Source organism: Elioraea thermophila (ex Habib et al. 2022) (genome assembly GCF_003336755.1).
GTDB lineage: Bacteria > Pseudomonadota > Alphaproteobacteria > Acetobacterales > Acetobacteraceae > Elioraea > Elioraea thermophila.
In genome coordinates this window covers 119,497-143,689 of sequence record NZ_KZ851831.1, presented here as the reverse complement: position 1 = coordinate 143,689, position 24,193 = coordinate 119,497, and the positions used below count along the sequence as shown (strand labels likewise).

Annotated in this window: 23 protein-coding genes; 16 read left to right on the top strand and 7 right to left on the bottom strand. The window is 70.2% G+C overall.

All coding sequences use genetic code 11. The features are described 5' to 3' along the window. Positions 1-272: 272 nt before the first annotated feature. From DWB05_RS00645 to DWB05_RS00620, 6 genes are all read left to right on the top strand, one after another. The gene (locus DWB05_RS00645; RefSeq protein ID WP_114373944.1) at positions 273-1,079 is read left to right on the top strand and encodes a PIG-L deacetylase family protein; all 807 of its coding nucleotides are present in this window, start codon (positions 273-275) and stop codon (positions 1,077-1,079) included. 181 nt (positions 1,080-1,260) lie between these two features. Continuing rightward, on the top strand, positions 1,261-2,439 hold the full coding sequence (locus tag DWB05_RS00640) for an acetate/propionate family kinase (protein WP_114373941.1): 1,179 nt from the start codon (positions 1,261-1,263) through the stop codon (positions 2,437-2,439). Between the two features lie 55 nt (positions 2,440-2,494). After that, complete coding sequence (locus DWB05_RS00635; RefSeq protein WP_114373939.1) at positions 2,495-3,697, top strand: MFS transporter; 1,203 nt, start codon at positions 2,495-2,497, stop codon at positions 3,695-3,697. 89 nt (positions 3,698-3,786) lie between these two features. Continuing rightward, on the top strand, positions 3,787-4,953 hold the full coding sequence (locus tag DWB05_RS00630; RefSeq protein ID WP_114373936.1) for a chymotrypsin family serine protease: 1,167 nt from the start codon (positions 3,787-3,789) through the stop codon (positions 4,951-4,953). Positions 4,954-5,035: 82 nt separating this feature from the next. Then, positions 5,036-5,320 (top strand): hypothetical protein, encoded by a 285-nt coding sequence (locus DWB05_RS00625; RefSeq protein ID WP_114373933.1) that lies wholly within the window; start codon positions 5,036-5,038, stop codon positions 5,318-5,320. Positions 5,321-5,409: 89 nt separating this feature from the next. Further along, a complete protein-coding gene (locus DWB05_RS00620; RefSeq protein WP_114373930.1) occupies positions 5,410-7,164 on the top strand; it encodes a glucan ABC transporter ATP-binding protein/ permease in 1,755 nt (584 codons plus the stop codon). Positions 7,165-7,268: 104 nt separating this feature from the next. Here DWB05_RS00620 and DWB05_RS00615 read toward each other — a convergent pair whose 3' ends face one another. Continuing rightward, the gene (locus DWB05_RS00615; protein ID WP_114373927.1) at positions 7,269-8,237 is read right to left on the bottom strand and encodes a TIM44-like domain-containing protein; all 969 of its coding nucleotides are present in this window, start codon (positions 8,235-8,237) and stop codon (positions 7,269-7,271) included. A gap of 160 nt (positions 8,238-8,397) precedes the next feature. Here DWB05_RS00615 and DWB05_RS00610 point away from each other — a divergent pair, with 160 nt between their 5' ends. The 3 genes from DWB05_RS00610 to DWB05_RS00600 all read left to right on the top strand — a co-directional run bounded on the left by DWB05_RS00610 (position 8,398) and on the right by DWB05_RS00600 (position 12,263). Then, positions 8,398-9,429, top strand: a complete 1,032-nt coding sequence (locus DWB05_RS00610) for an endonuclease/exonuclease/phosphatase family protein (RefSeq protein ID WP_114373924.1) — start codon at positions 8,398-8,400, stop codon at positions 9,427-9,429. 433 nt (positions 9,430-9,862) lie between these two features. Further along, a complete protein-coding gene (locus DWB05_RS00605) occupies positions 9,863-11,206 on the top strand; it encodes an NAD(P)H-dependent oxidoreductase (protein ID WP_114373921.1) in 1,344 nt (447 codons plus the stop codon). 61 nt (positions 11,207-11,267) lie between these two features. Further along, positions 11,268-12,263, top strand: coding sequence for an NAD-dependent epimerase/dehydratase family protein (locus DWB05_RS00600; protein ID WP_114373919.1), 996 nt, complete (start codon positions 11,268-11,270; stop codon positions 12,261-12,263). A gap of 10 nt (positions 12,264-12,273) precedes the next feature. Here the strand turns inward: DWB05_RS00600 and DWB05_RS00595 are convergent, their stop codons facing one another. Then, positions 12,274-12,972 (bottom strand): LolA family protein, encoded by a 699-nt coding sequence (locus tag DWB05_RS00595; RefSeq protein ID WP_114373917.1) that lies wholly within the window; start codon positions 12,970-12,972, stop codon positions 12,274-12,276. Positions 12,973-13,090: 118 nt separating this feature from the next. Between DWB05_RS00595 and gshB the strand changes: the two genes are divergently transcribed. From gshB to DWB05_RS00560, 7 genes are all read left to right on the top strand, one after another. Then, a complete protein-coding gene (gshB, locus tag DWB05_RS00590) occupies positions 13,091-14,041 on the top strand; it encodes a glutathione synthase (RefSeq protein WP_114373914.1) in 951 nt (316 codons plus the stop codon). Between the two features lie 60 nt (positions 14,042-14,101). Continuing rightward, positions 14,102-15,823, top strand: coding sequence for a class I SAM-dependent methyltransferase (locus DWB05_RS00585; protein ID WP_198669011.1), 1,722 nt, complete (start codon positions 14,102-14,104; stop codon positions 15,821-15,823). A 139-nt stretch (positions 15,824-15,962) separates the two neighbouring features. Beyond that, on the top strand, positions 15,963-17,045 hold the full coding sequence (dndC, locus tag DWB05_RS00580) for a DNA phosphorothioation system sulfurtransferase DndC (protein ID WP_157967012.1): 1,083 nt from the start codon (positions 15,963-15,965) through the stop codon (positions 17,043-17,045). Between the two features lie 24 nt (positions 17,046-17,069). Next, positions 17,070-17,279 (top strand): hypothetical protein, encoded by a 210-nt coding sequence (locus DWB05_RS00575; RefSeq protein WP_114373905.1) that lies wholly within the window; start codon positions 17,070-17,072, stop codon positions 17,277-17,279. Further along, complete coding sequence (locus tag DWB05_RS00570) at positions 17,279-17,656, top strand: AAA family ATPase (RefSeq protein WP_114373902.1); 378 nt, start codon at positions 17,279-17,281, stop codon at positions 17,654-17,656. The genes DWB05_RS00575 and DWB05_RS00570 overlap by 1 nt, the downstream gene beginning before the upstream one ends. Before the next feature lie 27 nt (positions 17,657-17,683). Beyond that, positions 17,684-19,342, top strand: coding sequence for a hypothetical protein (locus DWB05_RS00565; RefSeq protein WP_114373900.1), 1,659 nt, complete (start codon positions 17,684-17,686; stop codon positions 19,340-19,342). An 11-nt stretch (positions 19,343-19,353) separates the two neighbouring features. Continuing rightward, positions 19,354-20,859, top strand: coding sequence for an ATP-binding protein (locus tag DWB05_RS00560; RefSeq protein WP_198669010.1), 1,506 nt, complete (start codon positions 19,354-19,356; stop codon positions 20,857-20,859). 149 nt (positions 20,860-21,008) lie between these two features. Here DWB05_RS00560 and DWB05_RS00555 read toward each other — a convergent pair whose 3' ends face one another. From DWB05_RS00555 to DWB05_RS14770, 5 genes are read right to left on the bottom strand one after another with little or no spacing between them, the layout of a single operon-like run. Then, the gene (locus tag DWB05_RS00555) at positions 21,009-21,725 is read right to left on the bottom strand and encodes an MgtC/SapB family protein (RefSeq protein ID WP_232818333.1); all 717 of its coding nucleotides are present in this window, start codon (positions 21,723-21,725) and stop codon (positions 21,009-21,011) included. Then, on the bottom strand, positions 21,709-21,957 hold the full coding sequence (locus DWB05_RS00550; protein ID WP_114373893.1) for a hypothetical protein: 249 nt from the start codon (positions 21,955-21,957) through the stop codon (positions 21,709-21,711). The genes DWB05_RS00555 and DWB05_RS00550 overlap by 17 nt, the downstream gene beginning before the upstream one ends. Before the next feature lie 10 nt (positions 21,958-21,967). Next, complete coding sequence (locus DWB05_RS00545; protein WP_114373890.1) at positions 21,968-22,744, bottom strand: PA4824 family protein; 777 nt, start codon at positions 22,742-22,744, stop codon at positions 21,968-21,970. 55 nt (positions 22,745-22,799) lie between these two features. Beyond that, complete coding sequence (locus DWB05_RS14775) at positions 22,800-23,282, bottom strand: magnesium transporter (protein ID WP_198669009.1); 483 nt, start codon at positions 23,280-23,282, stop codon at positions 22,800-22,802. A 27-nt stretch (positions 23,283-23,309) separates the two neighbouring features. Beyond that, positions 23,310-24,176: a magnesium transporter gene (locus DWB05_RS14770; RefSeq protein ID WP_198669008.1), complete on the bottom strand. Its 867-nt coding sequence runs from the start codon at positions 24,174-24,176 to the stop codon at positions 23,310-23,312. Positions 24,177-24,193 lie beyond the last annotated feature (17 nt).

The following is a 24,193-nucleotide window of genomic DNA, read 5'->3' as shown; positions in this document are numbered from 1 at the left end:
TCATCCTCCGCCGCTTCGCGGCTGTGCGCGTGCCACGCAGCGCAGGCGTGGCTGAGGCGTGGCCCGCAGGGCTCTGCGCAATCAAACCTTCCTTAAGCGAAGCGAGGGACGACTGTTGGCGCGCGGGGCGCGTGCGGCTGGTAAGGCGTCGGCTGTCAGCGGGCGGTTCCGTCGCTCGCTCGAGGATGAACGAGACTTGCGCCGGCCGAACGGAGAGCGGAGTAAGGCTTGGCGGTTACCAGCGCATTCAAGCAGGAGATCGGTGGGGTTCGATGCACGAGTTCGGACGGTATGCCATCGTCGTGGCGCACCCCGATGACGAGGTGCTGTGGATGAGCTCGCTCGTCGCCAAGGCGGAGAAGGTGGTCATCTGCTTCGGCGACATTCCCTCTCGGCCGGCCTTGTCCGTCGGGCGTCGCGCCGCCGTCGCCGCCCTGCCCCACCCGGGCATCGATTTCCTCGACCTCTCCGAATCCGAGGTGTTTTCCAGCGCGCAGTGGCCCGAACCGGCGGAGACGCCGTTCGGTCTCGCCACGAAACGGCGTCCCTACTCGATGGCCGGCTACGACGAGGGCCGCTATCGCGACAACTATCGTCGCCTCGTGCAGCACTTCGGGGCCACCCTCAAGGGTTTCGATTCGGTGGTGACGCACAACCCTTGGGGCGAGTACGGGCACGAGGAGCACGTTCAGGTCTTCCGTGCCGTGGAAGCGACCAGCCGCGAGCTCGGCTTCGCCGTCTGGGTGTCATGCTACGTCGGCAACAAGACCCTGCAGCTGATGCGTCGCCACTTGCACCGGCTCGGCACGCAGACCCCCCTTCTCCCCACCGATGCCGACACCTACGCCGCGTTCCGCGACATCTACCACCGCGAGGGGGTTTGGACCTGGTCGCCCACCTATCCGCTGCCGGCCTGCGAGGTGTTCTATCGCCTCCGCGGTCCGCAGGCGCGCGACACGATGGACACGGCCAGACACCTGATCTGCTGTCACTTCCCCTGGGCCGGAAGCGATCCGTCGCAGGCGCAATCCTCCTTGCGGAGCCGGATCGCAGCCCGCGTGCGACGCCTCCTCTCCTGATCGGGGATCGGCCGGCCGCAGGCGTGGTGCGGCGGCCGCCCGTCATCGACTGGCGCGCCCGCCCGGTCGCTCATCCGCTGCGCGCGACGGCGACAGACCCCTGAAATCCTCGCCCGCCGGGTAGAACGCCGGCTGCCGCGTCGCGCATAACGCTGGCGCTGCCGATTGCGGAGGTCGTGCCGTGCCCGACGCCATCCTCGTCCTCAACGCCGGCTCCTCGAGCCTGAAGTTCACTGCCTTCGCACTCGGCGAGGATCTCTCGCCCATCGTCTCGGGCCTGGCCGAGGAGCTCTCCGGCACGGCGCGGTTCCGGGCGAAGAACGCGGCGGGCGAGGTGGTGGGCGAGCACGCGTGGTCGGATGATCCGCCGGGCCATGACGGCGCGCTCGCCTTTCTCTTCGCCTGGCTGCGCGAACACGTCCCCGGCATGACGGTGCGCGCGGTCGGCCACCGCGTGGTGCACGGGGGCGCGACCTACGCTGCCCCGGTGCGGATCGACGCGGACCTGATCGCCGCGCTCGAAGCCCTCGTCCCGCTCGCCCCCCTCCATCAGCCGCACAACCTGCTGCCGATCAGGCTGCTCGCCGAAAAGCGGCCCGACCTCCCTCAGGTCGCCTGCTTCGACACCGCCTTCCATCGCACCGCGCCCGATCTCGCCCAGGCCTTCGCCCTGCCGGCCGAGATCACCGCCCGCGGCGTGCGCCGCTACGGCTTCCACGGCCTCTCCTACGAATACATCGCGCGCACCCTGCCGCAGCTCGACCCGCGCGCCGCGGCGGGCCGCACCATCGTGCTCCATCTCGGCAACGGTGCCTCCGCCTGCGCGCTGCTCGGCGGGCGCAGCATCGCCTCCACCATGGGCTTCACGGCGGTGGACGGGTTGATGATGGGCACGCGCACCGGCGCCCTCGACCCCGGTGTGGTGCTCTACCTGATGGACGAGCTCGGCATGGACGCGCGCGCGATCGAGGACGTGCTGTATCGGCGCTCCGGCCTGCTCGGCGTATCGGGCCTTTCGTCCGACATGCGCGTACTGCTCGCTTCCGAGGACCCCGCTGCCCGTTTCGCAGTCGAGCTGTTCTGTTATCGCATCGTGCGCGAGGTGGGCTCGCTCGTCGCCGCCCTGGAGGGGCTCGATGCGCTCGTCTTCACCGCCGGCATCGGCGAGAACGCCGCCCCCATTCGCGCCAAGGTCTGCGCGCCGCTCGCTTGGCTCGGGGTCGCGCTCGACGAGGCGGCCAACGAGGGGCGTGGACTGCGGCGGATCAGCACGGAGGCGAGCCGGGTCGCGGTCTGGGTGGTGCCGACCGACGAGGAGCGCATGATCGCCCGCCACGTGCGCGAGCTGCTCTCACTCTAGCCGCAGGGCGCCCGCCCCCTGTCGCCCGCGTCGGCCCGGGCCTAGGCTCGGGCGGATGGAGTTTCGTCTCGCGCGCGCGGTCGCCGCCCTCTCCGTCACGCAAATCCTCGCCTGGGGGGCGCAGACCTACGCCATCGCCGTGCTCGCACCGGCGATCGCGCGCGACGAGGGCTGGTCGGTGAGCGCGATCTTCTCCGCCTACTCGGCCGCCCTCGTCCTGCAGGGTCTCGCCTCCTTCCCCGTCGGCGTGCTGGTCGATCGCGCGGGCGGGCGGGCGGTGATGACAGCGGGGGCGGGGCTCTCCGCCGCGGGGCTCGCCCTTGTCTCGCTCGCGCCGAGCCCGGCCTGGTTCCTCGCCGCCTGGTGCCTGGTCGGGGTGGCGATGGCGATGACCCAGTACGAGCCTGCCTTCGCCACGCTCACCGCCGCCGCGCGCACGCGCGAGGAGGCGAGGCGGGCGATCACGCTGCTCACCTTCGCGGGGGGGCTTGCCTCCACCGTCGCTTGGCCGGCGAGTGCCGCCCTGTTGCCGGGCCTCGGTTGGCGCGGCGTCTGCCGCCTCTGGGCCGGCGCCATGCTCCTCCTCGCCGCGCCCCTCCATCTCGCGCTGTTGCCGAAGGCGAGGCAGGCGGCGTCAGCGGGATCGACGAAGCCGCTGCGGGGCGTGCTGCGCCTCGCCGCGTTCTGGGCCGTCGCCGTCGCCCTCACCGCGGGTGCGGTGCTCTTTTCCGCCATGGCGGCGCATGCGATCCCGATGCTCGCGGCGGCGGGGCTCTCAGCGGAAGGCGCCGTCGCCGTCGCCGCGCTCATCGGCCCCGCCCAGGTGGCGGGGCGCATCCTGGAATTCCTCGGCCTTTCGCGCGTGCGGCCCTCGCGCCTCGCCGTCGCCGCTGCCGCCGCCCAGCCCCTCGCCGTGCTCGCTCTGGCGCTCGCGCGCGGCCGCCCGGCGCTCGCCGTCGTTGCGGTGGTCCTCTACGGTGCTTCGGGCGGCATCCTCACCATCGTGCGCGGCACGCTGCCGGCGGAACTGTTCGGGCGCGAACGCTACGGCGCGATCGCCGGTGCCCTCGCCGCCCCTTCCATCGCCGGCCGTGCGGCGGGCCCGCTCCTGGCCGCGTCCCTGTTCGAACGCGTCGGTGGTGTTTGGGCACCGGTCCAGGCCGTGCTGATCGCGCTCGGCATCGTTGCGGTGCTGGCCTTCGCCGCTGCCGCGCGGGCGGCTCGCTCGTCCCGCCACCCGCAGGACGGGTCCGTGTGATCCGCAACACACGCGGAACGGTTTCGCCCCGGTAGCGTCTCCCGCGTCGGCCGCATGGGTGCGGCCGAAGGAAGACGGGAGATGCGACCATGGCACAGGCACCACGCGGGCCCCGCAAGGGCGCCGAGGGACAGGGCGAGTTCGAACCCCCGCCGACCCCGACCGATCAGGCCGAGGGTTTCGCCAGCCCCGATCAGGGCGAGGAGGGCGCGGGCTTCGGCGCCGAGGCGGTCGATGCCGACCTGCTCGCGCTGAAGGAGGAGCTCGAGAAGAAGCTGTTCGCGCGCGACAATGGCGGGCTGAAGACCTACGCCGCCGGCGAGGCCCTGCAGGGGGCGGACAACATCGTCGGTGTGGGCATCGGCCCCGCCATGCGCGACTTCGAGTCCGTCGGCTCCAAGGGCCCCGGCGCGCCGGTGCTCAACGTCTATGTCGCCGAGCCGATGACGATGGACGAGGCGAAAGCGGCACTCGTCGACGAGTTCGGCGCCCGCGCGCTTGCCTCGGATGGCGAGCCGGTGAACGTGATCCGCACCGGCATCATCGACGCCTTCGCCCACCGCCATCGCGAACGCCCCGCCCCGTGCGGCATCTCGGTCGCGCATGTGCGGGTGACGGCCGGCACGCTCGGCATGCTCGCCCGCGGCCGCTCCGGCGACCGCCTCAACCGCCTCTTGATGCTCTCCAACAACCACGTGCTCGCCAACTCGAATGACGCGCGCGTGGGCGACCCCATCATTCAGCCGGGTGGCTTCGATGGCGGGCGCGACCCGGCGGACCGGGTGGCGATCCTGGAACGCTGGGTGCCCCTCGATTTCTCGCCGGCGGGCACGAACTACGTCGACTGCGCCACCGGCTGGTGCTGGCCGGACCGGGTGCGCAAGGAATTCATCTATCGTTCGGGCTCGGGCTTCGCCTATTTCCGGGTCGGTGCCACGCCGGTCGCGGCACATGTCGGCATGATCGTCGGCAAATCGGGGCGCACGACGCAGCTCACCTCCGGCCGGGTGATCGATGTCAACGCCTCGCTGCGGGTGAACTTCGGCGGTGGGCGCTTCGCCAACTTCCGCGACCAGATCGCGATCCACGGCCTCAATGGGCTGTTCAGCCAGCCCGGCGATTCGGGATCGCTCGTCTGGGCCTGGACCCCGGCGCGTCCCCCGGTGGGGCTGTTGTTCGCGGGCGGCGGCAACACTACGTTCGCGAACAAGATCGGTCGCGTGTTCGGCGCCCTCGACATCCAGCCGGTGGTGTGAGCCGGCGGGGATCGCCGGGAGGGCGCGGGGGCGCGGCCGGGCGGGCCGCGTCCCCCGACGCCGCCCGCGAGGAGCGTGCGCCATGGCAACCGAGCCACCTTTCGTCTCGCCAGACCCCTCAGCCGCCGGCATGGGCCCGGTCGAGTACCGCCCGCAGGAAAGCGACGCCGCGCGCGCCGCCGCCGAGGCCGCGCTGTTCGCGATCGAAGGCGTGCGCGGCGTGGGCGAGGGGCGCGACGCGATCGGTGAGCCGGCCTGGATCGCCTACGTGGTCGATCGCGCCACCGCCGCACGCCTGCCCGCGCGGCTCGCGGGGCGGGCGGTGATCGCCGAGGTGACGGGCGAGATCGACGCCCTGCCGCGCTGAGCCGGGCACTGGCTCTCTTCGGCTCGTCGCAGCGGAGGTGAAACGGTTCCGCCTCCGAGCTGCCCGACTTGCCCGCTAGACCTCCCGCCATGTCCTTCCTCCGCCTCTATGCCCGGGTGCTCGGCCTGCTCGCGCCCGAGAAGCGGGTCGCGATCGCGCTTGCGCTCGCCAACGTGCTGCTGGCCGCCCTCACCTTCGCCGAACCGCTGCTGTTCGGGCGCGTGATCGACACGCTTACCCAAGCGGCGGGGCGCGAGGCCTCCGCCGTGTGGTCCGACACGCTCGTTCTGCTCGCGGTGTGGGCCGCGGTCGGGCTGTCGGGCATCGCCTGCGCGATCCTGGTCGCGCTCACCGCCGATCGGCTCGCGCACCGCAACCGGCTCGCCGCCATGCACCGCTTCTTCGAGCATGCGCTGCGCCTGCCCCTCTCCTTCCACGGCGAGGCGCATTCGGGGCGGCTGCTCAAGATCATGCTCGCCGGATCCGACAACATGTTCTGGGTCTGGCTCGGCTTCTTCCGCGACCATCTCGCGACGTTCGTCATCGCGCTCGCGCTGTTGCCGCTCACCCTGTTCCTCAATTGGCGGCTCGCGCTCTTGCTGATCGCGCTCGCGGTGCTGTTCGTCCTCGCCTCGGCCTTCGTCATCCGCCGCACCCAGGAACGCCAGCGCGCGGTGGAGGGCTACCACGCTTCGCTTGCCGGCACGGCATCGGACGCGCTCGCCAACGTCACCGTGGTGCAGTCCTTCGTCCGGCTCGGCGCCGAGGCCGCGTTGTTCCGCGACACGATGCGGCGGCTCCTTGCCGCGCAGTTCCCGGTGCTCAACTGGTGGGCGCTGCTCAACGTCGCCACGCGCGCGGCCTCCACCCTCACCGTGCTCGCGATTTTCGTGCTCGGCACCGCGCTGCATCTTGAGGGCCGCGCCTCCGTCGGCGAGATCGTCACCTTCATGGGCTTCGCCACGCTGCTGATCGGCCGGCTCGAGCAGGCGGTGGGGTTCGTCTCCACGCTCTTCATGCAGATGCCGGCGGTGGCGCAGTACTTCGAGGTGATGGACACGCGCTCCGACGTGCCGGAGCGCGAGGACGCGCTCACCTTGCCGCGCGTCGCGGGGCGCGTGGCGTTCGAGGATGTGCGCTTCGCCTACCCGGGCGGCCCGCCCGTGCTGGACGGCGTCTCCTTCACCGTCGAACCGGGCCGGACGGTCGCGCTCGTCGGCGAGACGGGGGCGGGCAAATCGACCGCCATGGCGCTCCTGCAGCGGTTGTGGGACCCGCAGGCCGGCCGCATCACCATCGACGGCATCGACCTGCGCGACATCGCCCTCGACTCGCTCAGGGCGCAGATCGGCGTCGTCTTCCAAGAGGCGATGCTGTTCAACCGCTCGATCGCCGACAATTTGCGCGTGGGCAAGCCGGATGCGACGGACGCCGAGCTCGAGGACGCCTGCCGCCGCGCCGAGGCGCATGACTTCATCCTGCGTCAGCCGCAGGGCTATGCGACGATGGTGGGCGAGCGCGGCGTCACCCTCTCGGGCGGGCAGAGGCAGCGGCTCGCCATCGCGCGGGCGCTGTTGAAGAACCCCCCCATCCTCATCCTCGACGAGGCGACCTCAGCGCTCGATGCCGCGACCGAAGCGCGGGTGCAGGCGGCGCTGAAGGAACTGATGCGCGGGCGGACGACCTTCGTCATCGCGCATCGGCTGTCCACCGTGCGCGAGGCGGACGAGATCCTGGTGTTCGGGCGCGGCAAGATCCTCGAGCGCGGTACGTATGCGGAGCTCGTCGCACGGGGCGGGCCCTTCGCCGAACTCGTCCGCTCGCAGCTCGCGCCGGTGGCATGAAAGAAATCTTGCGGGGGACATGCATGTCCCCCGCGCCCCCAGCGGAGTGCCGCCCTTGTGGGGTGCGCGAGGGGCCTATCGGCCCCTCGCCTGTCCTTTTCTCTCTACCCCGCCTGCTGGATGGCCGAGAGCAGCCACGGCCCGCCCTGGACGCGCACGAAGGTCCAGTACTCGGTCGCCGTGGTGCGCGGTGCCGTGACGGGCACGGAGGCCGGCGCGCCGGTCGGCACGTCCTCGTCCACCATGCTGTAGCGCATGGCGACGGTGACGTACTCGCGCGCGCCTTCGCGCCAGGCTTCGGCGACGTCGCCCTCCTCGAAGGCGAGGTCGCGCACGCGGTTTCGCACGCCGCGGCGCGCGTCCTCATCCAGCTGCTCCGAGAGGTAGCCGAGCATCTCGGGGGTGACGAGGCGGGCCAGACGGTCGCGATCGGCCTCACTCCACGCCGCCTGCACCTCGTGCAAGGCGCGCTCGAAGGCGGAAAGATCCGCTTCCGTGACGACGATCGGCTCGCGTATCGCGCCCTCCGCCACTCCGGTGCGGGCGAAGGAACCGCCGACATCGGGGATCGGCGAGCGGGCGAAGGCTGAGGTCGCGGGGGCGGCGGCCGTCGCGGCGGCGGGCGCACCGCCGCGCATCGAGCGGAAGAGGCGGAAGGCGAGCCAGACGAGACCGCCGATCAGCAGGAGCTGCAACAGCACGCCGAGGAAGCCCGCGAAGCCCGCGCCGAAGAAGCCGGAGCCCATCATCAGGCCCAGGAGGCCGCCGGCGAGCAGTCCGCCCATCAGCGCCGTGCCGAAACCGGGCCGTGCCGCCTGCGCCATGCCCGGCTGGGCCGGCCCGGGGGCGGTGGCGGGGCGCTGGGTCTGCGTCGGGGCGGGCGCGGGCTGGGTCGAGCGCTGGACCGGTTGGGCGGGCTGCGGAGCCACGCGCGTCGGCGGGGGAGGCGTGTAGGTCTGCGCGCCGCGGCTGCCCATGCTGCCGCCGCGGCCCGCCCGGGCCTCGGCGATGGCGGGGGCGAGGGCGACCGTCAGCGCGGCGGCGAGGGCAGTGTAGAGCGCGAAGCGTCGCATGGCGTCCTTCTCCCGACTTCGGACGATGACAGCCCCTACATGGGCCCGAGGGGCGAAAAAGGCGAGGCCTCGGCGGCGGTTTCGCCAGCCCCCGGCCAACGCCTACCATAGAAATGGCTAGAGAAGCGTCCGCCCCGCCCCCTGCGCCCGGAGCCCGCCGATGGAGATCCCGTCCGGCATCGTCGTCCTCACCGCCGTGCTGGCACTCGGCGTGGTTACCGTGACGCGCGGGCATCGGTTCCTCGCCGCTCTCCTGACGCTCGCGCTTGCCGCTTCGCTCGCCGGGCCGGGCGCGGCGCGCGAGCTTCGCCTCGCCACCTGGAACATCGCGTGGCTGACGTTCAGACCGCCCGGCCACCCGGACCTGCCGCAGGGGTTCCGCCCGCGCACGGAGGATGACCTCCGTCGCCTCCGCGCCTATGCCGAGGAGCTGAACGCCGACGTCATCGCGCTGCAGGAGGTGGACGGGCCGCTCGCCGCCGCGCGGGTGTTCGACTCCCGCGCCTACGACTTCCATTTCGCCGACGAACGGGACGTGCAGCGCGCCGGCTTCGCCATCCGCCGCGGGCTTGCCTGGCGGGCGAACCCCGACCTCGTCGAGCTCGACCTCGTCGCCCACGCGCGCCTCTCCCTCCGCCGCGGAGCCGACATCACCGTGACCGCCGGCAACCGCGAGCTGCGACTCCTCTCCATCCACCTGCGCGGCGGCTGCGTGCGCGACGACCTCGATGCTCCGCAGCGTCCGGCCTGCGTGCAGCTTCGCCAGCAGGCCGAAATCCTCGCCACGTGGGTCGAAGCCCGCGAACGCGAAGGAGCGGCCTACGCCATCCTCGGCGACTTCAACCGACGCCTCGCCGACGACGACGGCTTCTGGCGGATCCTCACCGCCGCAGCACCGCTCGTGCGCGCCACGGAGGGAGCGAATCCCTGTTGGGGGCGCGGCCGACCCTTCATCGACCACATCCTGCTCGGCGGCGCGGCGCAAATGTGGTTTGTGCCGAACAGTCTCTCCGTCCTCGTCTATCGCGAACGCGACGCCGAGGTCTGGGAGAACCGTCTCTCCGACCACTGCCCCATCCGCGCCACGCTCGACCTCGCCCGCCTGCCCGCGCGCGACGGGGTGCCTGACGGCAGGCCGACCCTGCGCTGGCTCTGGCCGTTCGGACCGCGACCGCCAATCACGGCCCCCTGACAGGGAGGAAGCTAAAGGTCAGAAAAGGGCGAGGGGCCGATCGGCCCCTCGCGCACCCCATCAGCACGGCCCTCCCGCTGGTCGGGCCGGAATGATCGTGCTCCGGAACAGATGACGTTCGAAGCTGATGCCGCCGAGCGAGCTCCTCGACGGCCCGCGCTTCGGCCAGGCACGACCGCGGCAGTGAAGATGCCGGGCCTACCACGCCGATGCTGCCATGGACCCTCGTGGAGCCGATCGTGCTCAGCCCGAAGCTCGGGCCGAGGGATCAGCTTCGGCAGGGCGCTGTCCACGAAACGCCGCACCTTCGCGCTCGGCGACGCTCCCGTCGAGGAACGGGCGGAACATCACCGTAGTGCAGTCGGCGGCTCCATCGTCTGGCGAAAGGGCTTGGGCGGCGATAGGCTCGGCGCCAGCGTCGGGGGAGACGTCGATGAACCTCCATCGTCTGTTGCGCCGCCGTGCCGAGAAGGGCCTGCCCGTCGGGGTGGGGCTGATCGGCTGCGGCAAGTTCGCCTCCATGTTCCTCGCCCAGGTGCCGCGCACGCCGGGCCTTGCGGTGCGGGCGATCGCGGATCGCGACTTGGCGCGCGCCGAAGACATGCTCCGCAAGATCGGCTGGGAGCCGGGGCGGGTTGTGCGTTCACCGGCCGACGCCCGCGAGGGGCGCACGCTGCTCACCGAGAACGTCGACACGGTCCTCGCGCATCCCGAAGTGGAGGTGGTGGTTGAGGCGACGGGCGACCCCAAGGCCGGCGCGCTGCACGCGCTCGCCGCGATCGAGGCCGGCAAGCACGTGGTGATGGTCAATGTCGAGGCCGACGTGCTGGTCGGCCCCGTGCTCGCCGAGCGGGCACGAAGCGCGGGCGTCGTCTACTCCCTTGCCTACGGCGACCAGCCGGCGCTGATCTGCGAACTGGTCGATACCGTGCGTGCCTCCGGGTTCAGCGTCGTCGCCGCCGGCAAGGGCACGAAGTATCTGCCGGAGTATCACGCCTCCACGCCGGAGACGGTCTGGCACCATTACGGTATCGATTCCCGAAGGGCGTTGGCGGGCGGGATGAACCCGCGCATGTTCAACTCCTTCCTCGACGGCACGAAGAGCGCGATCGAGATGGCGGCGGTGGCCAACGCGACCGGGCTGGCCGCGCCGGAGGAAGGGCTTCGGTTTCCGCCGTGCGGGGTCGATGATCTTCCGCGCGTGCTGCGCCCGCGCGCGGCGGGTGGCGCACTCGAGCGGTCCGGCATGGTCGAGGTCGTGTCGTCCTTGGAACGGGATGGGCGGGCGGTGTTCCGCGACCTGCGTTGGGGCGTGTATGTCGTGTTCGAGGCTGAGACGGAGTACGTGCGCGCCTGCTTCGCCGAGTATGGCCTCGTCACCGATCCCTCCGGCCGCTACGCCGCGCTCTATCGGCCGTTTCATTTGATCGGGCTCGAGCTCGGCGTCTCCGTTGCCTCCGCCGCCTTGCGCCGGGAACCGACCGGAGCACCGGAGGCTTGGCGCGCCGACGTGGTGGCCGTGGCCAAACGCGACCTCGTACCCGGCGAGGTGCTGGATGGCGAGGGTGGGTTCATGGTCTGGGGCAAGTGCGTGCCGGCGGAGCGATCGCTGCGCGAGGGGGCGCTGCCGATCGGGCTCGCCCACGGGGTCGCGCTGCGCCGGCCGGTACGGGCCGGCGAGACGGTGCGCGGCGGCGACGTGATCCTTGACGAAGCGGATCCGGTGGTGCGGCTGCGCCGGCAAATGGAGGGCGAGAGGGCGCTGGCGGCGGCCTAGCGCGAGCCATCCGGCAGAGCGATCCTTGCGGCTTGCACGCGCGGCGGCTATCGCGCCCGCCATGACCATCCTCGTCACCGGTTGCGCCGGCTTCATCGGCTTCCATCTCGCGCGTGTCCTGCTCGAACGCGGCGAGCGCGTGGTCGGCTTCGACAACCTGAACGCCTATTACGATCCCGCACTGAAGGCGGCGCGGCTCGCCATCCTTGAGCAGCAACCCGGTTTCGCCTTCGTGCGCGGCGATCTCGCCGACCAGGCCGCGGTGCTGGCGCTTGCCGAGATGCATCCTGCGATCGATCGCATCGTCCATCTCGGCGCGCAGGCCGGCGTACGCTATGCCGAGCGCGATCCGTTCGCCTATGCCGAGGCCAACCTGAAGGGCCAGGTGACGGTGCTGGAACTGGCGCGACGCCTGCCGCGGCTGTCGCACGTGCTGTACGCCTCCTCCTCCTCGGTCTACGGCGGCAACGGTAAGGTCCCCTTCGCCGAGACGGACGCGGTGGAGCGGCCGCTCAATCTCTATGCGGCGTCCAAGCGGGGCGCGGAACTGATCGCCCAGGCCTATGCGCACCTGCATGGCCTGCCCTGCACGGGGCTTCGCTTCTTCACCGTCTATGGCCCTTGGGGGCGGCCCGACATGGCCTATTTCTCCTTCGCCGAGGCGATCGCCGCGGGGCGGCCGATCACGGTCTACGCGGACGGCGTGCTCAAGCGCGATTTCACCTGGATCGAGGACATCGTGGCGGGCCTCATCGGCGCGCTCGACGCCGGGCCGGCGGTCGCCGCACGGCCCGAGGAGCCGGGGGGGGCGCCGCACCGGCTCTACAACCTCGGCAACCACCGCGCCGAGCCGGTCGAGCGTCTGGTCTCGCTCCTGGAGCGCGCCTTGGGCAGGGCCGCCATCCGCGAGACCGCACCGAAACCCCGCGCCGATGCCCCCGAAACCTTCGCCGACATCCGTCGGGCGGCGGAGGATTTCGGCTTCGCCCCGACCACCACCCTGGAGGAGGGCATCCCGCGCTTCGTCGCTTGGTTCCGCGCCTGGAAGGGGCTGTGAGGCGTCCCCTTCAGTTGCCGGAGGGAGGAGCGAAGAAACGCGGATCGATGAAGCGGAACAGGTTGGGATCGAACCGACCGCCGATCTCGACGTCGAGCAGCGTGACGCGCACGGTCTGCCGTTGCGCGTCCGTCACCAGCCACTGGCGGAGCGCGAGTGGGGGGTCGGTGAAGACGAGGAGAAGCGAGCCCTCGTGCGCACGGCCGCGGCGGATCAAGGTTGCTTGAATGAGCCCTTCGCCGCGGCTCAGGCGAACGGTCTGCGCCTCCCCATCGTCGAGACGGATCCGCTCGGCGAGCAACAGCGACAGCGGCGTGGAGCCGAGCGGAATGTGGCTCGTCTGCATCACGGAACGATCGTGAAAGATGACGAAGCGTCCGTCGGCGACGAGCAGGATCGGGCTCGGCGGGTCGTACTCGAAGCGCATGCGGCCGGGGCGCGCGAGCCAAAGCCGCCCAGTGGCGGTGCCGCCGCGGGCATCGACCTGCACGAAGCGGGCGGTGAGCGTGCGGATGCCGTCCAAGTAGGCTTCGAGGCGCGCCAGTTCGGCCCGGTCGGCGGCGGAGAGGGGCGCGGGCGCCGTCTCGGGGGGAGGCTCGGTGCGCCGCGGCGGCGTGGCTCCGGGCGGGGCGGGGGCACGGTTCTGCTGCGCGGCGAGCGTGCCGGCGGGAAGCGCGGCGAGGCCGGCGAGAAGGAAACGACGATTCATGGGTCGCGTTGTAGGCGGCCGCGCGTCGGGCCGCACCACAGCGGCGCGTGAGCCGCCACCGCTTGCGGGCCGGCCGCCCGCCGTGTTCCATCCCGCCGCCAGCAAGGAGGCGCCAGGCATGAGCCGTGAGCTTGCGGTCGCGATCCAGATGGATCCGATCGAGACGATCGACATCGACGCCGACTCCACCTTCGTGCTCGGGCTCGAGGCGCAGGCGCGCGGCCACAGCCTCTGGCACTACCTGCCGCGCCATCTCTCGCTGTCGGGCGGACGCGTGGTGGCGCGCGCCCGGCCGCTGACGCTCAGGCGGGAGAAGGGCAACCACTACACCTTCGGGCCCTGGACCGAACTCGACCTCGCGTCGATGGACGTGGTGCTGATGCGCCAGGACCCGCCCTTCGACATGGCCTACATCACCGCCACCCACATCCTCGAGCACATCCACCCCAAGACCCTCGTGGTGAACGATCCGGTCTCGGTTCGGAACGCGCCCGAAAAGCTCTTCGTCACCCATTTCCTCGACCTCATGCCGCCCACCCTGATCTCGGCCGATCGCGATCAGATCCAGGCCTTCCGGCGCGAGCACGGCGACGTCATCCTCAAGCCGCTCTACGGCAACGGCGGCGCGGGCGTGTTTCTCCTCCGCGCCGACGACATGAACTTCAACGCGCTGTTCGAGCTGTTCACCGAACGGTCGCGCGAACCGCTCGTCATCCAGCGCTACGTGCCCGAGGTGCGCGAGGGCGACAAGCGCATCATCCTGGTCGATGGCGAGCCGATGGGGGCGATCAACCGCATTCCACCCGAGGGCGAGGCGCGATCGAACCTGCACGTGGGAGGACGGGCGGAGAAGACGACGCTCACCGACCGCGAGCGCGAGATCTGCGCCCGTCTTGGCCCCGCGCTGCGCGAGCGGGGGCTGATCTTCGTCGGCATCGACGTCATTGGCGGCTATCTCACCGAGATCAACGTCACTTCGCCCACGGGGCTGCAGGAGGTGGCGCGGTTCGACGGCGTGCATCTCGAGCGCGCGATCTGGGACGCGATCGAGGCCCGGCTCGCGGGATAGGGGTTTGGGGAAAGGGCCCATCGGCCCTTTCCCCATCTTGTTGTATTGTTCCGCCCCGCCGTGTCGGACACGATCGGGCCCTACCAGCGCGGCTTCCGCGAGTTCACCGAGGCCTACGAGGCCTTCGGCTTCGCCGACATCCACGCCGACGCCATCCCCTTTCTCCCCGCCCCGCCCGGGCTCGTGCTCGATGTCGGTGCGGGGTCCGGGCGCGATGCCGCCTGGTTCGCCGCGCGCGGCTTCGAGGTGATCGCGGTCGAACCCGCCTCCGCGATGCGCGGCGAGGCGGCGCGCCTCCATCCGCACCCCGCCATCCGCTGGCTCGACGACCGCCTCCCCGCGCTCGCCGTCGTCCATCGCCTCGGCCTTGCGTTCGACCTCGTCTGGCTTTCGGGGGTCTGGATGCATGTCCCGTCCGAGGAGCGTCGGCGGGCCATGCGTCGGCTGGCCACGCTGCTGAAGCCGGGCGGGCGGATGGTGCTCACGCTCCGCCACGGCCCCGCCCCGCCCGACCGTCCGATGTGGCCGGTGGATGCGCACGAGGTGGAGCGGCTCGGGCTCGAGTTCGGGCTCGCGCTGCGGATGGCGACGGAGCGGCGCGAGGACCGTGGCGGCCGCCCCGACGTGCGCTGGCAGACCGTCGTGCTCGACCTGCCGGAGGACGGCTCGGGTGCCTTGCCGCTGTTGCGCGGGGTGATCCTGCGCCAGGAGAAGGCCGCCACCTACAAGCTCGCGCTTCTGCGCGCGATCGCGCGCATCGCCGATGCTTCGGCCAATGTCGCGCGCGAGGCGGGCGACGACGTGGAGCTCCCCTTGGGCCTCGTCGCGCTGAACTGGATCCGCCTGTTCAAGCCGCTGATCGAGCGCGGGCTGCCGCAGATGCCGGAGCGTCTCGGCATGAAGCCCGCCTTCGTCACCGAGGCTTTCGCCGCCCTCGCCCCCCTTGCCCCGTTCGACCTCCGCCTCGGTGCCCAGTTCGCGGCTGAGGCGGGCGAGGCGCTGCGTCAGGCGCTGGGGGATGCGGCGAAGACGATCGCGCAGATGCCCGCGCGTCACCTCACCTACGCCAACGACGTGCCGGTGTTTCCCGCCGTCTATGGCCGGCTCGCGCCCCGGCGCGCGACCTTCGCGCTCACCGAGGAGACGCTCTGGGACTACGGCACGCTGCGCGTGCCGCTTCCTGTCTGGCAGGCGCTGATGCGCATGGGGGCCTGGATCGAGCCGATGCTCATCGCCGAATGGGTGCGGCTGACGCGCGGCTACGCCGAACGCGCCGGGCGCATCGTCGCGGCCGACGAGGTGCTGTCCGCGCTCCGCTGGACGGAGCCCGAGCGCGACACCGCCTTCGTGCGCAGCCTCGCCGAACAGCGCCTCGCGGGCGGCGCGGCCATTCGCTGCGTCTGGAGCGGGCGCCGCCTCGCTCCCGGCGTGCTCGACATCGATCACTGCCTGCCCTTCTCGGCCTGGGCCTGCAACGACCTCTGGAACCTCCTGCCGGCGCACCGCACGCTGAACCAGCGCGAGAAGCGCGAACGCCTCGTTGCCGCCGCCACGCTCGCCGCGGCGAAAGACGCCATCCTCGCCTGGTGGGACGAGGCCTACCTGAACGCCGGCGACGCGATGCGGCTGCGCTTCGCCGAGGAGGCGCGCACCAGCCTACCCATCGCCAAGGACCGCGCGCCCGATCTCGAGGACGTCTTCGCCGGCGTCGAGTTCCGTCGCCTTCGCCTGCGCCAGGAGGCCGACCTCAGGGAGTGGGCCGGCCCGCGCGGCGCGGGCTGAGCGCGTCAAAGTCGGACGCGTCGCCGTCGCGGCCGGGCGGATGCCGCTTCCGCCTCCCATCTTGCGCTTGCCGCGCGAGTCGCGAGCCCCCNCCCGCCCCCCCCCCCCCCCCCCCGCTGAGGCCCCGCTCGAGGCGCGGGTGAGCGCCATCCGCGCGGAGTTGCGCGCGGAATACCTCGAACCCCACGGCTTTCCCTGGATCGTCGGCTTCTCTGGCGGCAAGGACAGCACCCTCGTCGCCCATCTCGTCTTCGATCTCCTCCTCTCGCTCGCGCCCGACGAACGCCGTCGCGCGGTGCACATCGTCGCCAACGACACCCTGGTCGAATCCCCGCTCGTGATGGCGCACATCGCCGCCGTGCAGGCGGAGATGCGCCGCGCCGTCGAGGCCTGGCGGCTGCCGGTGCATGTGGTCACCACCCGGCCCGATCCGGACGCAACCTTCTGGGTGAACCTGATCGGGCGCGGCTACCCCACGCCGAACCGCTCGTTCCGCTGGTGTACGGACCGCATGAAGATTCAGCCCACCTCGCGCTACGTGCGCGACCAGGTGGCGGCCTCGGGCGAGGTGATCCTGCTTCTTGGCGTGCGGCGGGACGAGAGTGCCACGCGCGCGGGCTCCGTCGCGCGCTACGACAACGGGCGGCGGCTCAACCGCCACAACGATCTGAAGGGCTGCCTGGTGTTCCGCCCGATCGTCGAGCTTTCCACCGACGACGTGTGGGAGTTCCTCGCCACCAACCCGCCACCCTGGGGCGGCAGCCACCGCGCCTTGATCCAGCTCTATCGCGACGCCGGCGGCGGCGAGTGCCCGGTCGTCACCTCGCTCGACGATGCGCCCTCCTGCGGCACCACCTCGCCCCGCTTCGGCTGCTGGACCTGCACCGTGGTGGAGAAGGACCGCTCGCTGGAGGGGTTCGTCGAAGCAGGCTTCGCCGAGTTCGCGCCGCTGATCGCGTTCCGCGACTGGCTCGCCTCCATCCGCAACGATCCCACACGGCGGCTGGCGCGGCGGCGCGACGGGCGGATGACGGTGGCGGCGAACGGCACCTTCATTCCGGGCCCGTTCACGCTGGCCACGCGGGCCGAGATCCTCTCCCGCCTGCTCGCCCTGCAGGCGGAAGTGGGGCGGGAACTGATCAGCGCGGACGAGATCGCCCGCATCCGCCGCATCTGGGCGGAGGATGCGCTGCAAACCTTGCAAAGGGCCGCCCATGCATGATCGGGCTGGGAGGAGAGCGAGCTGATGCCGAGACATTCGGTCGTTCTGTTAGGCACCGAGGAGGGGCGCAGGCTCGTCGCCCGAAAGTGCCGCGAGGCCGGGGTCCGCTTCGCTGCTTTTGAGGAGCTGGTCGAAGCCGAACTCGATCAACAGGGGAAGAAAAAGAAGAAGGGGCTTTGGGAGGAGTTCGACCGGATCCTCGAAGAGATCGAGGTCGAGAAGGAGGGCGGCTGATGCATTTGACAGCGGTCGAATTGTTCGACTGGCGATCCTATCGCCACGCCCGCTTCGAATTCCCCGTGCCCGAGGGCAAACGCAACGTCATTTTGATCCGCGCCCCAAACGAACACGGCAAGACGTCGTTTTTCGAGGCGGTCACGCTCGGCCTCTACGGTCGCGACGGCCTACCGCTTTTGCCGCGCGCCAAGGTGGTCGCGGGCGACGGAGCGACGGACAAGCTTGCCTTGACCTACAGCCAGTTCTTGGAAGGGACGCTACACCGACGGGCAATCGCCCAGGGGCGACAGAGCTGCGGCGTCAGCCTCGAGTTCGTGGACGACGATGGTGAGCCGATCGAACTGAAGCGACGCTGGCACTTCACGCCCGAATGAAAACACAAGACTTACAGCGACGAGTTGTTGATCTACGAGGGGGCGAAACGGATCCCTGTCGCGCCGCCCGCCATCGTCAACGATGTGGATCAGTGGTTCCGCGAGTTCATCGCGCAAACATTCATCCCCCCGAGCCTGGCGGAATTCTTTCTGTTCGATGGCGAACAGGTCCAACGATATGCGGCGAAAGCGATGGCGAAGCAGGTTGAGGCGGCGATCAAGGGTCTCCTTGGTTTGCCTGTCTTGGAAAGCCTCAAGGAGTCCCTCGGCAAATACGCCGATGCACGCCGCAAGAGTGCCGCGCTCCCGTCCGATGAGACAGTGCATGCGGTCGAAGCGGAGATCGAAAGGCTTCTCGACGAGATCAGGGTCAAGAAGGAGATCATCCAACACGCGGATACCTTGCTTCCCGCGCTCGAGCGCGAACAGGACCAACTCGTCCAGCAGTTTGGCGGTCGGGAGATTACGGTCGCCATGGTGTCGGACTTGACGAGGGACGAGGAGCGATTTCGTGCGGCGGCAAGCGATGCGACTGAGGCGCTGATCAAGCTCCTCAACGAGGAGATCGCTCTCGCACTCGCGGGCCCCGATTTGCGCGCTAGGACGTTGGCGCGACTGCGTGCCGAGGAGCTGCGCGAAGCTTGGGAGGCGGGGAAGACGCAGGGAAGCGCCAATCTGGAACGCTATCTGGCGCGCCTTCGCGAGGGACTGGACCAATTGACACCTCCGCTCGAGGAGCCGAAGCGAGAAGCCGTGCTGTCGCTGGTGCGCGAGGCGTGGGAAGCACTCTGGCATCCTGCGCCGGAAGGCTGTGCCGACTCCTATCGGTTCGCCGGCCTGATGGGCGCAGTTCGCCAGCAGGCCATCGACCGATTGATCACGGTTGGTGCTCGTTCGGCGGCGGATTTGGAAGAGCTTCTGCTCACCATTCGCACCAACCAGGATGCGGCCGAGGCCAAGAAACGCGAACGCTTGGCCATCGAACCGCACGCCCCCGAGGCACAGAGGGTCAGCGAGCGGCTCAAGGAGATCAGCCAGGAAGTCGGGCGCCTCAGCGCCGAACGTGGAGCGGCGGAGCGCGAACTCGTCTCCCTTGAGGGGAAACTCGCCGCCAAACGCCAGGAACTCGGCCGATACACGGACCGCATCGGGCAGGGAAAGCCGGCGATCCGGCAAGCGGAACGCGCGGAACGGGTCATCGCTCTGATCGAGGCCATCCTGAAGGAGGCCGTTCCGACGCAGGTCGGCACCATCGCCGAGGCCATGACGAAGGCCTGGAAAGCCATGGCGCACATGTCCGATCGCGTGCAGCGCATCGAAATCAGCCCTGACTGCCAAGTGCGCATGCTCTCCGAGACCGGCGAAGATCTCCATGAAATCGAGAAATCCGCTGGCGGCAGCCAGGTGTTCACCCAGGCGTTGATCTACGCGGTAACTCAGGTCAGCGGCTACCGTTTCCCGTTCATCGTCGATACACCGTTGGCGCGCCTGAGCAGGGAGCAACGCCTCGGCGTGCTGAAGACGTTCACCGACCGTCCGGGCCAGGTGATCCTGCTCTCCACCGACGAAGAGGTGGTCGACGACAAGCTTGAGGCGATCCGCGACCGGATCCTCGCCGCCTACGACCTCGAGGTGCTGCAGGACGGTGGCGTTCCGGTCACGACAATCAAGCCGGTGTCTCTTTGATGGGGGAACCCATGGCCATCACCGTCGTCGACGTTTTGGGCGCGCAATACCAGACGACACGGGCGGCCGACGCCAAATGCTCCGAGCTGCTGCGTCGTTTCGGTTACAAGCACCGCTATTTCGCCGCCCGCTTGGCCATCGCGCGCTCCCTCTCGCTCCCTGACTCGCCGCCGCAGGAAGATGGCGAAGACGATCCCGCCACCCCGATCAGGGGCCAGCAACTGTTCCGCGACACTGCCGATGCGGCGGCGTGGCTGGCAATCGTGTCGGAGGCAGCGGGGAAAGACGATCTCACCCTTGCCGACTTCAAGAAATTGATCGCCCGGCATTGGGGGCGTGGTGCCACCCTGCTGATGCAGGATTGGGAAGACGCGAAGGGGGATCTCAGCACCTTCGTCGCCAAGCTCGCTGAGTTGGCGCGTCTTCCTGCGGAAGGATATACTTCCCGAGGCGGCGTTGGGCTCGACAGGACGAGCGTTCCGGCGGCCGTCTCGGTCCCGATCGGTGAGGATGCGGCAACGGGCGAGAGGGTGGTGTGGGCGGTGAACGCCAAGGGCAGCGCCCCTCATTCCGCTCTGATGGGCGCCTCCGGCAAAGGCAAGACGACGACCGCCATCACCCTCCTGCGTGCCCTTCACGAAGCCACGGGCGTGCCGGTCATCGTCTTCGACCTCAAGGCCGACCTCACGCAGCCGGACAAGGCTCTCGACCGCCTGCTCGGTGCCAGTGTCGTGTCGCCGCGAACGGCGCCGATCCCCCTCGATGTCCTGCACCTTTCCGACCGGAGCCAGAACGAGATCACCATTGCCGCCCAGAAGCTCTGCGACATGCTGAGTGCGCTGAAGGGCTCCGGCTTCGGCCCCACTCAGAAAAACCTTTTCGTGGAGGCGGCTGAGCGAGCGCTCCGTGCCCACGTGCCATGCACGCTGGAGCACGTGCGGAATTCATTGCGTGCTCTGTATGATGAGCAAGGCCGTAATCCGGACGGCGCGACGAACACTCTGGACGGACTCTGCCGCTTGCCCTTGTTCGAGCCGAGCCTCTCGCCGGCGGAGTTCTTCCGACGCTCCTGGATCATCCAGTTGCCGGACGCGTTGTCACAGAGCGTTCGCGTCAGCGTGGTCACCCTGATCGCGGAGGCCCTGAACCGGCATCTCAGCGAGCTTGGCGATGCGCCGGCCGACGCCGAGGGCAACCGGGCGCTCAGGGTCATGTTCGTCATCGACGAGGCCCACAACGTTCTCGAAACCCACCTCGGCGCTGTCGGTCACCTTCTCCGTGTCTCCCGCTCACGCGGTGGGGCTGTGATGCTGATCAGCCAGCGGCCGGACGATTTCGATGCCGCCGACGCCGACTTCCTCGCCGACATGGGGCTCATCCTCTCCTTCCAGACCAACGCGAAGGCCAAATCGGTGGAGCGACTGTTCGGGAAAGGGGCGAATGTGGCCACGCTCGGTCGCGGCGAGGCCTGGGTGAAGATGGGGGAAGCCGCGCGTCGCGTCGTCGTGTGGCGTTGAGCCCTGCGTGCGTCCGGTTCCGGTATGCGGGCGGCGTAGCCTCCATGACGCAAGGCCCGAACCGGCGCGGCCGGGCGACGGCCCAAAGCGCCAAAGTGCGAAAGCGCCAAAGGGGTAAGGTGGCAAAGGGGCGAAGCGCCACGGCCCACTCACCCGCCTTCGCCGCGCTTCTCCGTCCACCCCGCCCGGCTCACCGAGGGCTCGAGCGAAATCCGCCCGACCAGCTCCTCAAGCCAGGCCTCGCGCCGCCCCGGCGCGACGATCTCCGCCGTCACCGCCACGCGCTCCGCCGCCCCTTCCGCCGCCGCGCCGAGGTCCTGGCTCTCGAGGCGACGCAGCCGCACATCCGAGGCCGCCACCGCCTGCAACAGCAGCGCGCGGATGTGCGCCTCCTTCGAGGACTTGCAGACGAGTTCGACGACGTAATGGTGGTCGACCTCCGAGCCCGCTTGTGGCTGGCGGTCGATCAGCCGCACGAGCGGGCGAAGGAAGAGGTTGCCGAGCACGACGAGCAGCGTCGCGCCTGCGGCGGGGAGCAGGGCGCCCGCGCCGGCGAACACGCCGACCGCGGCCGAACACCACAGCGTGGCGGCGGTGTTCAACCCCCGCACGTTCAGCCCCTCGCGCAGGATGACGCCGGCGCCGAGGAAGCCGATCCCCGACACGACCTGGGCGGCGACTCGCGTCGGCGATGCATCGCCCGGCGTGACGAGGCCGAACACGGTGAACGACGCCGCGCCGAGGGCGACCAGCGCATTGGTGCGCAGCCCCGCCATGCGCTGCCGCCACTGCCGTTCGGCGCCGATTACCGCACCGAGTGCGAGTGCCACCGTCAGGCGCAGCATCACCTCATGGAGTTCGATCACCGTTCTTCTCCCGGCCCGGCAGCGTGACTTCCGCTCCTTGCCCAAGGCGGGCGGGCGCGCGCAATCGCTTCGGCAGCCCGGCCACGCGGCCGGCGAGGTGCGCAAGCCGCAACCCGCCGACCGGGCCGATCACTCGCCCTTCCAACAGCACGATCGCAAGGTCCAGGATCGCCTCCGCGACGCGGAGCCTGGCGCGGGCGACGGCACGACACGCCGCCTCCCGCCACGCCATCGCCCCATGGTCAGAACCGGCCCGCGACGCCGAAGACGAGCCAGGTGGCGCGCTCGTCGCTCAGGTTGCGCCCGACAACGAGATCGAGGTCGACCCTGTCGTCCCACAGGGTCTGCCTGAGCCCCGCCTGCAGCGCAGCACGACCGCGATCCGTCCCGCTCGCCTCGGCGATCAGCGTCGTCGTGCCGAGCGGCGTCTCCGGCAGCGCGACCCAGGCCGCACCCACACCCCAGAGCGGTTGCGTCCGGCCTTCCGCGCGATCCCGCTCCAACCCCGCGTTGAGGTTCAGCGTGACCCTCTCGACGAGGCGGAACGACGTGATGCCCAGCCCGGAGATGCTCTCGAGGCGGCGGAAACGCGGCACCTCGTCCTCGTCTTCAGTCGGCCCGGGCCTCTGCAGCGAGGCGCGCCACGAGAAGCCCGTCGCGACGGCGAGGCCGATGCGGCCGTGCGCGTCGAGATCGAGCAGGCGAAGCTTCGCCTCGGGGGCGAGGGCCGTTCCCCAGAAGCGACGCTTCGGCCCTTCGTCGCCGCGCGCAAGCCCCTCGCGTGCGAACTCGAGGCTGAGCTGAAGCGGGATCGCTTGCAGCGTGTACGCCGGTGTGGCGGCGAACACGCGTTCACGCGCGCGGTTCACCGAGACGCCGGCGACGAGGTCAAGCGACACTTCGCCCGGCGTGCCAATGGTGGCGTCGTCGACGGCGAAGGCGCCGGCCTGGGCTTGCAGCGGAACGAACAGAAAAACAGGCGTGAGGAGGAGAACGAAAGCGCCGATCGTGGCACGCATGGTCGGATCTCCGTGCAAAGCGGGCGGGCGGCGCACGCCGCGCCGCCCACAGGGTTCAATCGACGAAGAGGTGGCCGAGGAATGCCCAGGCGATGCCGAAGTAGATGAACACGCCGACGAGATCCATCACCGAGGTGATGACCGGCGACGACAACGTGGCCGGGTCCTGCCTGATCGCGCGCGCGGCGAAGGGAAGCAGAATGCCGAACAGGCTGCCCAGCACCGTGCAAGCGAGCATGGAGAGCCCGACCACGGCGACGACGTCCCAGCCGATACCCTTCGTCGTCCACGCCAGCACCGCCTCGAGCACCGCGATGGAGACGCCGAGCGCGACGGCTACCGGCAAGTCCCGCTTCAGCACCGTGAAAAAGTCGCGCCAGCGCAGCGCGACCTGGCCGAGCGCCATGGCCCGGATCACCATGGTCGCGGTCTGGCTGCCGGTGTTGCCGCCCATGTCGATGATGGGGGCGATGAAGGCGGCGAGCACGATCGCCTTGTCGAGCAGTTCCTCCTGCGCGGTGACGAAATGGCTTGTCACCAGGCCGAACACGGTGAGCAACGCGAGCTAGAACAGGCGGGCGCCGTAGATGCGCTTGAACGGCGAGTTCAGCAGGTCGATGTCGGGGCCGCCGAGCGCGATCGTGCCGCCGAACTTCTGCACCCGCTCGAGCTCCTCGCGCTCCGCCACGTCCATCGCGTCGTCGATGGTGACGATGCCGACCATCACGCCGCCGCCGTTGATCACGGGCAGGGCGATCAGGTCGTACTCGCGAATCAGCCGCACCGCCTCCGCGCGGGGTGCCTCCGCCGCCACCTTCACCACCTCGCGCCGCATCACCTCGGCAACCTTCGTCTCGTCCGAGGCCATCAACAGGTCGCGCAGCGACACCACGCCGACCATGCGGCGCGCGTCGTCGACGACATAGGCGTCGTAGATGGTCTCGCGGTTCGGTGCCTCACGGCGAAGGCGCGCGATCGCCTCGCCCACCGTGATGTCTGCGGGCAGGGTGGCGTAGGCCGAGGTCATCACCGACCCCACCGTACCTTCGGGGTAGGCGGCGAGCTTGCGCACGTCCTCGCGCTCGGCCGCGGCGAGCCCGGGCAGGATCGCCTCGCGCACCGCCTCGGGCAGGCGCTTGTAGAGGTCGGCGCGCTCGTCCGGGTCCATGTCGGCGAAAAGGCGGCCAAGGTCCTCGCGCGACAGCGCGCGCACGATGGTCAGCTGTTCCTCGGCGTCGAGGTAGCCGAAGACCTGTGCCTGGCGCTTTGCCGGCAAGGCGAGCAGAACCGCGACCTGGTGGTCGGGCGCGAGCTCCGGGATCAGGTTGGCGATGTCGAAGGGGTGGTAGGGCTTCAGTGCCGCACGCACGGACTCCTCATCCTTGCGCGCGATGAAGTCGGTCAGGACGGACTTCTCGAGCGGGCGGATCATCGTTGCGTCTCCGTCTT

What these genes read in the sequence shown, in the direction of transcription:
- DWB05_RS00645 (WP_114373944.1), top strand. Translation starts at nt 273, where the DNA reads ATGCACGAGTTCGGACGGTATGCCATCGTCGTGGCGCACCCCGATGAC.
- DWB05_RS00635 (WP_114373939.1), top strand. Translation starts at nt 2,495, where the DNA reads ATGGAGTTTCGTCTCGCGCGCGCGGTCGCCGCCCTCTCCGTCACGCAA.
- DWB05_RS00630 (WP_114373936.1), top strand. Translation starts at nt 3,787, where the DNA reads ATGGCACAGGCACCACGCGGGCCCCGCAAGGGCGCCGAGGGACAGGGC.
- DWB05_RS00625 (WP_114373933.1), top strand. Translation starts at nt 5,036, where the DNA reads ATGGCAACCGAGCCACCTTTCGTCTCGCCAGACCCCTCAGCCGCCGGC.
- DWB05_RS00620 (WP_114373930.1), top strand. Translation starts at nt 5,410, where the DNA reads ATGTCCTTCCTCCGCCTCTATGCCCGGGTGCTCGGCCTGCTCGCGCCC.
- DWB05_RS00615 (WP_114373927.1), bottom strand. Translation starts at nt 8,237, where the DNA reads ATGCGACGCTTCGCGCTCTACACTGCCCTCGCCGCCGCGCTGACGGTC.
- DWB05_RS00610 (WP_114373924.1), top strand. Translation starts at nt 8,398, where the DNA reads ATGGAGATCCCGTCCGGCATCGTCGTCCTCACCGCCGTGCTGGCACTC.
- DWB05_RS00605 (WP_114373921.1), top strand. Translation starts at nt 9,863, where the DNA reads ATGAACCTCCATCGTCTGTTGCGCCGCCGTGCCGAGAAGGGCCTGCCC.
- DWB05_RS00600 (WP_114373919.1), top strand. Translation starts at nt 11,268, where the DNA reads ATGACCATCCTCGTCACCGGTTGCGCCGGCTTCATCGGCTTCCATCTC.
- DWB05_RS00595 (WP_114373917.1), bottom strand. Translation starts at nt 12,972, where the DNA reads ATGAATCGTCGTTTCCTTCTCGCCGGCCTCGCCGCGCTTCCCGCCGGC.
- gshB (WP_114373914.1), top strand. Translation starts at nt 13,091, where the DNA reads ATGAGCCGTGAGCTTGCGGTCGCGATCCAGATGGATCCGATCGAGACG.
- DWB05_RS00575 (WP_114373905.1), top strand. Translation starts at nt 17,070, where the DNA reads ATGCCGAGACATTCGGTCGTTCTGTTAGGCACCGAGGAGGGGCGCAGG.
- DWB05_RS00570 (WP_114373902.1), top strand. Translation starts at nt 17,279, where the DNA reads ATGCATTTGACAGCGGTCGAATTGTTCGACTGGCGATCCTATCGCCAC.
- DWB05_RS00560 (WP_198669010.1), top strand. Translation starts at nt 19,354, where the DNA reads ATGGCCATCACCGTCGTCGACGTTTTGGGCGCGCAATACCAGACGACA.
- DWB05_RS00550 (WP_114373893.1), bottom strand. Translation starts at nt 21,957, where the DNA reads ATGGCGTGGCGGGAGGCGGCGTGTCGTGCCGTCGCCCGCGCCAGGCTC.
- DWB05_RS00545 (WP_114373890.1), bottom strand. Translation starts at nt 22,744, where the DNA reads ATGCGTGCCACGATCGGCGCTTTCGTTCTCCTCCTCACGCCTGTTTTT.
- DWB05_RS14770 (WP_198669008.1), bottom strand. Translation starts at nt 24,176, where the DNA reads ATGATCCGCCCGCTCGAGAAGTCCGTCCTGACCGACTTCATCGCGCGC.